Raw genomic sequence first — 12,167 nt, 5'->3', positions numbered from 1 at the left:
CGAGGATGCAAGAAAGCCGCCCGGCACAGGCCGGGCGGCTTTCTTGAAGTGGAACTGGTGAAGCTTAGGCTTCGGTCAGGACCTTGGTGACGTTCGGGTCCACGGAGATGCCCGGGCCGAACGTGGTGGTGACGGTGGCCTTCTGGATGTAGCGGCCCTTGGAAGCGGACGGCTTCAGGCGGAGGACCTCTTCGAGGGCTGCGGCGTAGTTCTCGGCCAGCTTGACGGCGTCGAAGGATGCCTTGCCGATGATGAAGTGCAGGTTCGAGTGCTTGTCGACGCGGAAGTCGATCTTGCCGCCCTTGATGTCGTTGACAGCCTTGGCGACGTCCGGGGTAACCGTGCCGGTCTTCGGGTTCGGCATGAGGTTGCGGGGGCCGAGGACCTTGCCGAGACGGCCGACCTTGCCCATGAGGTCCGGGGTGGCAACGGCTGCGTCGAAGTCGGTCCAGCCGCCTGCGATCTTTTCGATCAGGTCATCGGAACCAACGAAGTCGGCGCCGGCAGCGATTGCTGCCTCAGCCTTGTCACCGGTTGCGAATACCAGGACACGGGCAGTCTTGCCGGTGCCGTGGGGAAGGTTGACCGTGCCGCGGACCATCTGGTCGGCCTTGCGGGGGTCAACGCCGAGGCGGAAAGCGACCTCAACCGTTGCGTCGAACTTGGACGGGTTGATTTCCTTCGCCAGGCTGATGGCCTCGAACGGGGCGTAGACCTTGCCAGCCTCGATCTTGGCTACGGCTGCCTCATATGCTTTGCTGCGCTTTGCCATGCTGCTTGTTTCTCCTTGTGCAGTTGTGGTCTGCGGACCGCGCTCGGCCCTGCCACGATTGGAAGTCCGGCTGATTAGCTATGCCGGATTGCCAACATTTCAATGATTTTCAATTGCCGGTTTCCCGGCGGTTGAAGGCTTTGCTTAGCCTTCGACAGTGATGCCCATGGAGCGGGCGGTGCCGGCGATGATCTTGGCAGCAGCCGCGATGTCGTTGGCGTTGAGGTCTTCCATCTTGGTGGAAGCGATTTCCTCGACCTGTGCCTGGGTGAGCTTGGCGACCTTCACGGTGTGCGGAGTCGACGAGCCCTTGGCAACGCCTGCAGCCTTCTTGATGAGTTCTGCAGCCGGCGGGGTCTTGGTAACGAAGGTGAAGGAGCGGTCTTCGTAGACCGTGATTTCAACCGGGATGACGTTTCCGCGCTGGGCTTCCGTTGCGGCGTTGTACGCCTTGCAGAATTCCATGATGTTGACACCGTGCTGGCCAAGCGCAGGACCGATCGGCGGGGCCGGGTTGGCGGCACCTGCCTGGATCTGCAGCTTGATGAGGCCGGTGACCTTCTTCTTGGGAGCCAATGTAGGGTCCTTCTCTAAATAGCGTCCTGGGACACAGGAGCGTGCCTCAGGTTGTTGGCCGCCATGGCAAGGCGGCCGGCCGCCCCGCCACCGCTAAGCAGGCGGAAGCAGGGCGAAATCTTTTGGTCTATCAGATCTTGGTGACCTGGTTGAACGCCAGCGTGACCGGGGTTTCGCGCTCGAAGATCGAAACCAGCACCACAAGGGTCTGGGATTCGGGCTTGATCTCGGAGATCGTGGCCGGGAGGGTCTCGAAGGGACCCTCCTTGACGATGACCGATTCGCCGACCTCGAAGTCCACGGCAACCGGAGTGGCGCTCTGCTTGACCGGCTTGCCCTTCTCGGCCTGCTCTTCTTCGAAGACCGGGGCGAGCATGGAGAAGACCTCGTCGAGGCGCAGCGGCACGGGGTTGTGGGCGTTGCCCACGAATCCAGTGACACCCGGGGTGTGGCGGACGGCGCCCCAGGAAGCATCCGTCAGGTCCATGCGGACCAGGACGTAGCCGGGTATGCGCACGCGGTTGATGACCTTGCGCTGGGCGTTCTTGATCTCAACGACTTCTTCCATGGGCACCTGGATTTCGAAGATGTAATCTTCCATGTCCAGGGTCTGGATGCGGGTCTCAAGGTTTGCCTTCACACGGTTCTCGTAACCGGCGTAGGAGTGGATGACGTACCAGTCACCCTCCTGGCGGCGCAGCTTGGCCTTGAATTCTTCGGCCGGATCGGCCGGTGCGGCTGCAGCGGCGGCGGCAAGGGCGTCGTCGCCGGACTCTTCTCCGGCGGTTTCAGGCGCAGCAGACTCAGCCTCGGACGTCTCGGGGGCCTCCGCCGCCGCGTCCGTGCTTCCATCCAGCTCAGTCTCGTTTACCTCGAGCTCCTGCTCAGACACTTGGTCTCCTGCTTCCTCATTGCCTAACATGCCTATTTAAATGGCTCAATTCCGCAAACCCTGCAAAATCCCTTGAATTTCCGGGGATTCCGGCACGGTTTGCGGAGTGATCCGTTTAGCGGTCCGTGGCGCCTGATCCGCCGAACACCCAGCTGACTCCGGTACCGAAGGCCAGGTCCAGCAGGGTGACGATGAGCATCATGACGGCCACGAAAACCAGCACCACAAGGGTGTAGTTGATCAGTTCCTTGCGGGTCGGAGCGACCACCTTCTTGAGTTCGCCGATTACCTGGCGGACAAAGAGGGTGATTCGAGCGAAGAAGCCGGCGTCGGCCTTCCTGGCAGGTCGGCCCTTCGAGCTGCTTGCAGCTGTTTCGGTCACCCGGTCCTCACTCATCCATGCAACGTTGTTGACCCGGTTCTGATCAGAACCGTTGCCGCGTCTGTCCCGGACTGAACCCGGAACAGCCTGCGCAGGGCAGACAGGACTCGAACCTGCAACCTGCGGTTTTGGAGACCGCTGCGCTACCAATTGCGCCACTACCCTATGGAACGAATCCATAATATTTCGGCCACACCAGAGGCGCGGACCATTGTGATGTTTTTCAACACCGGTGAACCAGTCTACGCAAGAACTTCGCGATAGTCGAACCGGGACCGTTCCGGTGTGCCCGGGACATCCTGGCCTCCCTGCCGCAGCCGTCACTTTCGCAAACGGGGCCAGCAGGGCGTCCGCAGAACAGCATAGAGTAGAACTCGTCGTTTCCCATCATCCAGCTCACGCTGCCAGCGAAGAACGGTCCCACATGCCTGCCGGAACAGCTCCCGCCCGCGTATCACAGAGAATTTCCGCCATTGCCGAATCCGCCACCCTTGCCGTTGATGCCAAGGCGAAGGCGCTCAAGGCCGCCGGCCGTCCCGTTATCGGCTTCGGCGCAGGGGAACCGGATTTCCCCACCCCGGACTACATCGTCAAGGCCGCCATCGAGGCCGCCGGCGATCCCAAGAACCACCGGTACTCCCCCGCAGCCGGCCTTCCCGAACTGAAGAAGGGCATCGCGGAGAAAACCCTCCGCGATTCCGGCTACAAGGTAGACCCTTCCCAGGTCCTGGTGACCAACGGCGGCAAGCAGGCCGTCTACAACGCCTTCGCCACCCTGCTCGACCCGGGCGACGAGGTCATCATCCCGACCCCCTTCTGGACCACCTACCCTGAGGCCATCCGTCTCGCCGGCGGTGTGCCGGTGGAGGTGTTCGCCGGCCCGGAGCAGGGCTACCTGGTTACCGTCGATCAGCTCGAAGCCGCCCTCACGGAGCGGACGAAGATCCTGCTCTTCGTCTCCCCTTCCAACCCCACCGGCGCCGTCTACAGCCCGGAGCAAGTGGCCGAAATCGGCAAGTGGGCCGCCGCCAAGGGCTTGTGGGTGGTCACCGACGAGATCTACGAACACCTGACCTACGACGGCGTGCCCTTCACATCAATCGCAACCGCCGCTCCCGAGCTCGGCGACAGGGTGGTCATCCTCAACGGTGTCGCCAAGACGTACGCCATGACCGGCTGGCGGGTCGGCTGGATGATCGGCCCGGCCGATGTCATCAAGGCTGCCACCAACCTGCAGTCGCACTCGACGTCGAACGTCTCCAACATCATGCAGATCGCCGCCCTCGCCGCAGTCTCCGGCCCGCTCACCGCCGTCGACGAAATGAAGGTTGCCTTCGACCGCCGCCGCAAGGCGATCGTGGCGGGCCTGAACGCCATCGAGGGCGTTGAATGCCCGACGCCGACCGGCGCGTTCTACGTCTACGCCGACGTCCGGGCCCTGCTCGGCAAGGAATTCCCGACGGCGAACGGCCCGGTCCGCCCGTCGACCTCCGCCGAGCTGGCCTCCCTGATCCTGGACGAGGTAGAGGTGGCGATCGTTCCGGGTGAGGCCTTCGGCCCGTCCGGGTACGTGCGCCTCTCCTACGCACTGGGCGACGAGGACCTCGCCGAAGGCGTGCGCCGCCTCCAGGACTTCCTCGGCAAAGCCAAGTAGCACCACGTGAAGAATGCCCCCTCACCGGAGGGGGCATTCTTCGTCTCGGGGCCGGTTCGCGGTTCACAGCAAGCGGCGTTCGGCCGCCCATTTGGTCAGTTCGTGCCGGCTGGAGAGCTGAAGCTTACGCAACACTGCTGACACGTGGGTTTCCACGGTCTTAATGGAAATGAACAGTTCCTTGGCAACTTCCTTGTAGCTGTAGCCGCGTGCAATGAGCCGCATGACTTCGAGTTCGCGGGCGGACAGGCGGTCCAGTTCGTCGTCGGCGATGTCCGACGGTGAGGTACCGAAGGCGTCCAGGACGAAACCCGCCAGCCTCGGCGAAAACACGGCGTCGCCATCGGCAACGCGGATGACGGCGTCGGAAATCCCGGGCCCGGAAATGGTCTTGGTGACGTACCCGCGGGCGCCCGCCCGGATCACGGCCACCACGTCTTCCGCAGCGTCAGAGACGCTCAAGGCGAGGAAGCTGGTGCTTCCCAGCATGTGCGCAGACTTGCTGATCACCTCCCGGCCACCGCCGCCCAGGCCGCCTGGCAGGTGGACGTCCAGCAGGACCACTTCAGGCCGCTGTTCGGCGATGACCCGGAGGGCTTCCTCGACGGAGCCCGCCTCGCCGACAATGTCGATCCGGGAATCGAGGTCGGCCTTCAGGCCGGAGCGGAAAATGGCGTGGTCATCGACCACCACCACGCGGATCCTCCGCTGGTTTCCACCATCGCCCGCGGTGCCTGCAGCATTCATGGTCTTCCCTCTCCGTTGCGTTCGTCCGGGCCGGCCGCCGGAAGGCTGAGGCGCACTTCGGTCCCTGAGGGACCGCTGCTGATCGCAGCCGTGCCGCCGTGCCGTTTCATGCGTCCGATGATCGATTCGCGGACGCCCAGGCGGTCCTTCGGGACCGCCTCGGGGTCGAATCCCGGGCCACGGTCCTTGACGAAGATCTCGCTTCCCGCGTCCGAAGTCTCCAGGTAGACGGACACCGTTCCGCCCCCGTGCCGGGCGGCGTTGAGCATGGCCTCCCGGGCGGCTTGGACCAGCGCCTCGTGCCGTTCGCCCATGACTGTGTCCCCGACGCTGACGACGTCGACCATGTGCCCGTGGGTGTCTTCCACTTCGGCGGCAACCGCCTTGATGCGGTCGGCAAGCTGTCCCGAACCGGCAGCCTGGTCCCGGTACAGCCAACCCCGGAGTTCACGCTCCTGGGCGCGGGCCAGGCGGACCACATCCTGTTCCGAGCTTGCGCGGCGCTGGATCAGGGCCAGTGTCTGCAGGACCGAGTCGTGCAGATGGGCGGCGATCTCCGCCCGTTCGGTTTCCCTGACGCGGCCCGCGCGTTCCGTTTCCAGATCCCTCCAGAACTTCAGTCCCCACGGCAGCAGGACCAGGACCACACCGCCGAGCACCGCCACCGAGGCCAGCAGGGCCAACCAGGTCTGTTCCCAGGAACCCGACCCCGAGACCATGACCAGCACCCCGGCCACCACCAGGGCCAGGCCCGCAGCGAGGCGGACCCAGCCGCCCGCCTGGTCGGCCTTCGTCTTGTCGACCAGTCCGGCCCTGCGGGTCTCGTCCAGCTGCATCCAGGCGATGGCGGCACCGCCGAGAATGGCGGCTGCCGGAATCAAGGTGCCCAAGGGCAGGTCCACGCCAAGCTGGCGCGCGATGAGGATTCCCGCCACGAAAATCAGGCCGGCCCCGAGCAGCAGTTCCTTGCCGTACTGGAACCGGCGACCGCTGAACCAAGGCACGGCGGGCCTCGCGGACGGCGATCCTCCGGCAGACAGCGGCGCGTTTGGCGCCGGAAGTGACGCGCTCACCGCAGGGCCGATGGACGACGCCAGCCGGCGGGCCCCTTCGTCCGCGGTCGGGACCAGGACCCAGAGCCATGCATAGAACATGAGGCCTGCGCCGCCGGCGAAGCTTGCCAGGACCATGCCGATCCGCAGGTACTTCACCGGCCACCCGAGGTGCGCGGCAAGGCCACTGCACACGCCGGCAATCATGCGGTCACCGCTTCGGAACAGCGGCGGGCGTTGGGCAGGGCTTGTCATGCCTCCATCCAAGCACGGATCAGGGGTCCGGGAACCCCGGAACCGGGGTATCCCAGGGCGCCCTCAGGGACGGTTCAGGGTATCCCCCAGTAGAGGACACTCCCGCCCTGGCGGCAGGATCAAGGTATGAACCAGAACAGCACACCCGGAACCTCCGGGCAGGGCGAAGAGGCCGGCCACAGCGGTGAACCCGGCCCCCGGCCCACACAAAACTTCTTCGACTGGATCCGCAGCCAGGGAATCTCCCGGGGGCGGGACAGGTGGATCGGCGGCGTTGCCAGCGGCATCGCCCACCGCTTCGGTATCGACCCGCTGATTGTCCGCGGCATCTTCGTGGTCCTCGCCATCTTCGCCGGCATCGGCGTCCTGCTCTATGGCGTGGCCTGGGCCCTGCTGCCGGAACCGGACGGGCGCATCCATGCACAGGAGGCGGGTGCCGGGCGCTGGACGGCGGGCATGACAGGCGCCTTGATCACCACGATCATCGGCCTTCCCGGCCTCGGCCGGGGCGTCTGGGGCTGGGGCTGGAACGGCCTCCCCGGCCTCTTCTGGACCCTCTTCTGGGTGGGCGTGGTGGCCTTCCTGGCCTACTTCCTGGTCCGGCGGAACAAGAACCGGAACGGGGGATACACCGTGGCAAACCAGTACTACACAGGGCCGGGGCCGGCCGCACCACAGGGCGGAACCTCCACGGGCGCACCAGGCATGCACGGCGGCCCGCAGGCATTCGCCGCCCCCGCACCCGGCGGAAGCCCGGTTCCCCCGGCCGCAAACCTCCCGCTCCCCGGTGAGGCACCGCCGTCGGGCATTCCGTCCGGGCCCGGATACCCGGGCGCCCCGGCCGCGCCGCAGTGGACCGGCGGGCAGCCGCGCGGACCGCGCCGGCAAGGACCCGGCGCCGCAATTGTGGCGGTCTCCGCAGGAGCTGCGCTCCTGGTGGGCGGCACCCTCAAACTGCTCGACGCCGGCGGCACCATCCAGTTGGGTGACGCCGCCAACGCGGTGGTCTGGGCGAGCGGCGCCGCCGTGCTCGGGCTGGGCATCCTGGTTGCCGGACTCCGAGGCCGGACCTCCGGCTTCCTGGGCTTCCTGGCAGTGGTGGCACTGGTGATCGGCGGGATCTTCAACGTGATTCCCCGCGGCGACCACTTCGCCCTGCAGAATGCCCAATGGGCTCCGCTGACCATATCGGACGCCCACAACGGCTACGACATCACCGGTGCGAACGGGACGGTGGACCTCACTCAGGTGAAACTGGATGAGCCTTTGGAATCCGGCCTGGTGGTGCCGCTCAAGATCACCGCGAGCAACGTCAAGGTACTCATTCCCGACACGGTACCCGTGGAGATCAAGGCAAACATGACCTTCGGAAACCTCACGGGAGCCGGCGGCAACACGGGTCAGTCCGAAGCGCAGCATTTCTTCAACACCGGCAAGCCGGGGGCGAGCATGGTCATCCAGCTGGACGGCACCTTCAGCAACGTCACCATCCAGGAAGGAAACTGACATGGCAACGCAAGAACCTGGGCCGCTCTACGGAAGCAACGGGAACGGCGCCGGACTAGAACCCGGACCACGGGTCGGCACGGTGGTGTGGGGCCTGGTCATCGTGGCCCTCGCGGCGCTGATCATCGTCTCCAAGCTGGGCCTCATCGCCCTCAACGGGGACTACGTCCTGATCGGGCTCATGATCGGGGCCGGAGCGGCGCTGATCATCGGCGGTCTCGTCTCGGCACGTTCGCGGAGCTCCAGATCAAAGGAAGGCGAAGGGGACTCCGGGAACGGAACCATCCACGGCTGACCACCTCCCGGACCCAACCCGGCCCAGCGGGCGCCCACCCCGGCGCCCGTTGGGGCGTGACAAAACACCTCCGACAAGGAAGGCTCGAACCATGACCAAATTCTTCAGCATCATCCGCAGCCTCGGACTGAAGCGCGGTCCACAGCGCTGGCTCGGCGGCGTCTGCGGCGGCATCGCGGCAAAGCTGAACGTCGACGTCGCGTACGTCCGGGTGGCATTCCTGCTCTTCTGCCTCCTGCCCGGACCCGCATTCGTGGTGTATGTGGTGGCGTGGCTGCTGCTCCCGGCACAGGACGGAAGCATCGCGCTGGAATCGTTCCTCCAGGAACGCGGCCGCAACCGTTCCTGACGTCAAATATTGCGGGATTGTTTCCGAAGGCTCATCCCGGCCAGCGGTCGCGGTTTGTGTCCTACCCCACATTGCCGCCTACAATCTAGGGGAGCTCAGCGTGGCGCTCGGCACGTGTACCTCCTAGCCAGGATTTGAGCGCTCATGAAAATTGGAATCCTCACCAGCGGCGGCGATTGCCCCGGACTCAACGCCGTCATCCGCGGTGCAGTCCTGAAGGGCATCGCCATCCACGGCCACGAGTTCGTCGGTTTCCGCGACGGCTGGCGTGGCGTGGTCGAGGGCGACATCATCGACATCCCCCGCACCATGGTCCGCGGCATCGCGAAGCAGGGCGGCACCATCCTGGGCACCTCCCGCACCAACCCCTTCGAGAACGGCGGCGGCCCCGAAGTCATCAAGGGCCACATGGACCGGCTCGGCATCGACGCCATGATCGCGATCGGCGGCGAAGGAACCCTGGCCGCAGCCAAACGGCTCACCGACGCCGGGCTGAAGATCGTGGGCGTGCCCAAGACGGTGGACAACGACCTCGACGCCACGGATTACACCTTCGGTTTCGACACCGCCGTGCAGATCGCCACCGAAGCGATCGACCGGCTGCGCACCACCGGCGAATCCCACCACCGCTGCATGATTGCCGAGGTCATGGGCCGGCACGTCGGCTGGATCGCGCTGCACGCAGGCATGGCCTCCGGCGCCCACGCCATCTTGATCCCCGAGCAGAAAATCTCCATCGACCAGATCACCGAATGGGTCAAGGAAGCCCACGACCGCGGCCGCGCCCCGCTCGTAGTGGTGGCCGAAGGCTTCGTGCCCGACCATATGGAAGCCCCGCACTCCGAACGCGGCCTGGACACCTTCGGCCGGCCGCGGCTGGGCGGCATCGCGGACCAGCTGGCCCCGGAGATCGAGGCCCGCACGGGCATCGAAACCCGTGCGACCATCCTGGGCCACATCCAGCGCGGCGGCGTGCCTTCGGCGTTCGACAGGGTGCTAGCTACCCGTTTGGGTATGGCGGCGATCGACTCGGTGGTGGAAGGCCGCTGGGGCACCATGGTCTCCCTCAACGGCACCGACATCGTGCACGTCGGCTTCGAGGCCGCCCTGGGCAGGCTCAAGACCGTCCCCCAGCACCGCTACGACGAAGCAGCCGTGCTGTTCGGCTAGGCGAAGAACGCCCCCGGGCCCGCACCTTCCGGTGCGGGCCCGTCGTGTTTCCGGACCGCCTCCGGGACGGTTCCCTCTTTGCCTACACTCGATGCATGGGATTTGCTGAAGGATCTGCCGACATCGTCCTGCTGGCCTGGGCGCGGCATCTTGGATTCGACGACGCCGCTTTCGCCCACGTGCGCTTCTCCAGCACGAGTGCCGGCCGGGAACGGCTGGTCCGGGAAGACAACGGCTCGGATTCCATCACCTTCGTCCGCCTTTTCGGGCACTCGGCCTTCGTAGGCCCAGCCTGGGCCACCGCGGCGGCCGGTGAATACAGTGACGAGGAACTCAGCGAACACGCCACCCTGATGCGCATGAGCCGCGGACACGGCGGCCACGGTCTGGGCACCTCGGCCCTGCTTTTCGCCGACGACCTGCCCCTCGCCCAGCCCCGCGGCGAAGTCACTGTCTCCCGCGGGCACCCGGAGGCCATTGAGCTGGAGGGCATGTGTCCGCCGGACGACGCCAACGAGGCCCGCCTCGGCTCCATGGGCCATTGCTTTACGGTGATGGACGGCCCGGGGAAGGAGGGCAGCCCCGTGGCTTGTGGCGCCTACGCCGAGTGGGAGGGCATCCTCGCGGACATGGGCGTCCTGGTCCGGCCGGAACTGCGCCGCCAGGGCCTGGGCACGCTCGCCGCCTCGATCGCGTCCCATGAAGCCCTGGCCTCCGGCTTGACCCTGCAGTGGCGCGCGGCCTTGGACAACCGCGGCGCGCTGGGCCTGGCCAGGAGTCTTGGATTCGCCGACGGCGGCACGGTCACTTCCGTGCTGTTGCGCTAGTCCCCGACGCTCCGCTCGGACAGCGAAGCCTCGCCTCGTGGGCCCACCGAGGCGCCGGCCCGGGCAGCCGGGGCTCCCCAGTCCTGGACCGCCTTCGGCTTGCCAAACAGCAGGGCCGCCACAGCGCCCAGCAGGATCGCGATGGCCGGAAGCAGCACAGACTGGGACATCGCCGTCGAGAATCCCGCGTGCAGGAATTCCGGCAGCTGCCCACCCACCGGGCCCTCCCCTGCCGGCGCGCCGCCGGGAACGGCTGGCAGCTCGGCCGCAAGCCGGGCCTGGATCAGCGAGGCGATCGCGGCCGAGCCCAGCACGGCGCCGATCTGGCGGGTGGTATTGAAGACGCCCGATCCGGCACCGGCCTGGCGCGGCGGCAGGTTGCGCGTGGTGGCGTTGGAAACGGGACCCCAGATGAAGCCGTTGGCCACGCCTTGCAGGGCACTGGGAAGGAGGAACATCCAGATGGGCGTTTCGGGCTTAAGCAGCGCACCGGTCCAGAAGAGCGCCCCGGAGAGGCAGGCCAGGCCGAACGCGGCGAACCAGCGGGGGTTGATCCGGTCGATGAGTTTGCCCACGAAGGGCGCCAAGGCGCCGGAGAGCACCGCCATGGGAATCATCAGCAGTGCCGATTGGGTGGGTGTCAGGCCGCGGACCACCTGGTAGTAGAAGATGGTGGGCAGCGGGAACGCGGTGATGGTGAAGCCCACGGCCATGATGGTGGTGTTGCCCAACGAGAAGTTGCGCTCCTTGAACAGTCCCAGCGGCAGCAGCGGCTCCCCGCCGCGCTGCTCCAGGATCCATTGCCACGCCACGAAGATCGCCAGGACCGTGATGCCGGCGATGATCAAGCCCCAGACGGTGACCGGCCCGAGGACTGTTCCCCAGTGGTACGTCTGGCCCTCCTGGATGCCGAAGACGAGCAGGAACATCCCGACGGCGGAGAGCAGGACGCCCGGGATGTCGAAGCGGTGGCTGTGCGTGCCGAGCACCGGCACGAAGCGGGTGACTGCAAGGAATCCGATCAGGCCGATCGGCACGTTGACGAAGAAAATCCACTCCCAGCCCAGGCCGTCCACGAGCACGCCGCCCAGGATCGGGCCGACCAGGATGGCCATGCCGGCGGTGGCACCCCAGAGGCCCATTGCCGCGCCGCGGCGGTCCGGCGGGAAGATCCGGGTGATGACGGCCATGGTCTGCGGGGTCATCATGGCCGCGCCGAACCCTTGGACGGCGCGGGCGGCAATCAGCATGCCGACGTCGCCGGCCAGTCCGCACCAGAGCGAGGCGAGCGTGAAGACCACCAGGCCCGACAGGTACAGGTTCTTGGGGCCGAAACGGTCACCGAGCCGCCCGGTGATGAGCAGGGGCACGGCGTAGGCCAGGAGGTAGGCGCTCGTCACCCAGATGACGGCGTTGATGTCTGCGTTGAGTCCCTCCATGATCCGCGGGTTCGCCACGGAAACGATGGTTGAGTCGATCAGGATCATGAAGAAACCGATGACGAGGGACCATAGAGCGGGCCAGGGTTTGGCTACTTGTTCCATGGGGTTCCTTAGATTGTGCGTGCGGGGGTTGCCAGGGCAGTTCCCCGCTGCGGAGTCCGGCCTGGAAGCTGCGGATCCAGTCGACTTCGCACCGCAGCATGGTGTGCGGGAAACCGGGTATTCGTTGACGGCGTCGGAGAGCATGG

13 protein-coding genes and 1 tRNA gene are annotated in these 12,167 nt (G+C 66.1%); 6 read left to right on the top strand and 8 right to left on the bottom strand.

All coding sequences use genetic code 11. The features are described from left to right. Window positions 1-64 precede the first annotated feature (64 nt). The 5 genes from rplA to DWV11_RS18150 all read right to left on the bottom strand — a co-directional run bounded on the left by rplA (window position 65) and on the right by DWV11_RS18150 (window position 2,787). On the bottom strand, window positions 65-772 hold the full coding sequence (gene rplA / locus DWV11_RS18170) for a 50S ribosomal protein L1 (protein ID WP_115790319.1): 708 nt from the start codon (window positions 770-772) through the stop codon (window positions 65-67). A 144-nt stretch (window positions 773-916) separates the two neighbouring features. Next, a complete protein-coding gene (gene rplK, locus DWV11_RS18165) occupies window positions 917-1,348 on the bottom strand; it encodes a 50S ribosomal protein L11 (protein ID WP_115790318.1) in 432 nt (143 codons plus the stop codon). 130 nt (window positions 1,349-1,478) lie between these two features. After that, a complete protein-coding gene (gene nusG / locus DWV11_RS18160) occupies window positions 1,479-2,240 on the bottom strand; it encodes a transcription termination/antitermination protein NusG (protein ID WP_115790317.1) in 762 nt (253 codons plus the stop codon). 115 nt (window positions 2,241-2,355) lie between these two features. After that, complete coding sequence (gene secE, locus DWV11_RS18155) at window positions 2,356-2,637, bottom strand: preprotein translocase subunit SecE (RefSeq protein WP_074587838.1); 282 nt, start codon at window positions 2,635-2,637, stop codon at window positions 2,356-2,358. A gap of 77 nt (window positions 2,638-2,714) precedes the next feature. After that, window positions 2,715-2,787: transfer RNA gene (locus tag DWV11_RS18150), tRNA-Trp, on the bottom strand. A 259-nt stretch (window positions 2,788-3,046) separates the two neighbouring features. Between DWV11_RS18150 and DWV11_RS18145 the strand changes: the two genes are divergently transcribed. Beyond that, window positions 3,047-4,276: a pyridoxal phosphate-dependent aminotransferase gene (locus DWV11_RS18145; RefSeq protein WP_115790316.1), complete on the top strand. Its 1,230-nt coding sequence runs from the start codon at window positions 3,047-3,049 to the stop codon at window positions 4,274-4,276. A 63-nt stretch (window positions 4,277-4,339) separates the two neighbouring features. Here DWV11_RS18145 and DWV11_RS18140 read toward each other — a convergent pair whose 3' ends face one another. Both DWV11_RS18140 and DWV11_RS18135 read right to left on the bottom strand, forming a co-directional pair. Beyond that, on the bottom strand, window positions 4,340-5,023 hold the full coding sequence (locus tag DWV11_RS18140; RefSeq protein ID WP_115790315.1) for a LuxR C-terminal-related transcriptional regulator: 684 nt from the start codon (window positions 5,021-5,023) through the stop codon (window positions 4,340-4,342). Then, the gene (locus DWV11_RS18135) at window positions 5,020-6,330 is read right to left on the bottom strand and encodes an ATP-binding protein (protein ID WP_115790314.1); all 1,311 of its coding nucleotides are present in this window, start codon (window positions 6,328-6,330) and stop codon (window positions 5,020-5,022) included. Before DWV11_RS18135 ends, DWV11_RS18140 begins: the two co-directional genes overlap by 4 nt. 126 nt (window positions 6,331-6,456) lie before the next feature. Between DWV11_RS18135 and DWV11_RS18130 the strand changes: the two genes are divergently transcribed. The 5 genes from DWV11_RS18130 (at window position 6,457) to DWV11_RS18110 (ending at window position 10,477) form a co-directional block, all read left to right on the top strand. Next, a complete protein-coding gene (locus DWV11_RS18130; RefSeq protein ID WP_115790313.1) occupies window positions 6,457-7,836 on the top strand; it encodes a PspC domain-containing protein in 1,380 nt (459 codons plus the stop codon). Between the two features lies 1 nt (window position 7,837). Next, window positions 7,838-8,131, top strand: coding sequence for a hypothetical protein (locus DWV11_RS18125; RefSeq protein WP_115790312.1), 294 nt, complete (start codon window positions 7,838-7,840; stop codon window positions 8,129-8,131). 91 nt (window positions 8,132-8,222) lie between these two features. Beyond that, a complete protein-coding gene (locus DWV11_RS18120; RefSeq protein ID WP_115790311.1) occupies window positions 8,223-8,480 on the top strand; it encodes a PspC domain-containing protein in 258 nt (85 codons plus the stop codon). 144 nt (window positions 8,481-8,624) lie between these two features. Beyond that, window positions 8,625-9,650: a 6-phosphofructokinase gene (locus DWV11_RS18115; protein ID WP_115790310.1), complete on the top strand. Its 1,026-nt coding sequence runs from the start codon at window positions 8,625-8,627 to the stop codon at window positions 9,648-9,650. A gap of 95 nt (window positions 9,651-9,745) precedes the next feature. Next, window positions 9,746-10,477 (top strand): GNAT family N-acetyltransferase, encoded by a 732-nt coding sequence (locus DWV11_RS18110; protein ID WP_115790309.1) that lies wholly within the window; start codon window positions 9,746-9,748, stop codon window positions 10,475-10,477. On the opposite strand, the gene DWV11_RS18105 is transcribed toward DWV11_RS18110, so the two are convergent. Continuing rightward, window positions 10,474-12,021: a DHA2 family efflux MFS transporter permease subunit gene (locus tag DWV11_RS18105; protein ID WP_115790308.1), complete on the bottom strand. Its 1,548-nt coding sequence runs from the start codon at window positions 12,019-12,021 to the stop codon at window positions 10,474-10,476. The genes DWV11_RS18110 and DWV11_RS18105 overlap by 4 nt on opposite strands. Between the last annotated feature and the right edge of the window lie 146 nt (window positions 12,022-12,167).

Source organism: Arthrobacter silvisoli (assembly GCF_003369445.1).
GTDB classification, from domain to species: Bacteria; Actinomycetota; Actinomycetes; order Actinomycetales; family Micrococcaceae; genus Arthrobacter; species Arthrobacter silvisoli.
The sequence above is the reverse complement of the archived record's forward strand: the minus strand, read 5'-3'. Positions and strand labels throughout refer to the sequence as shown.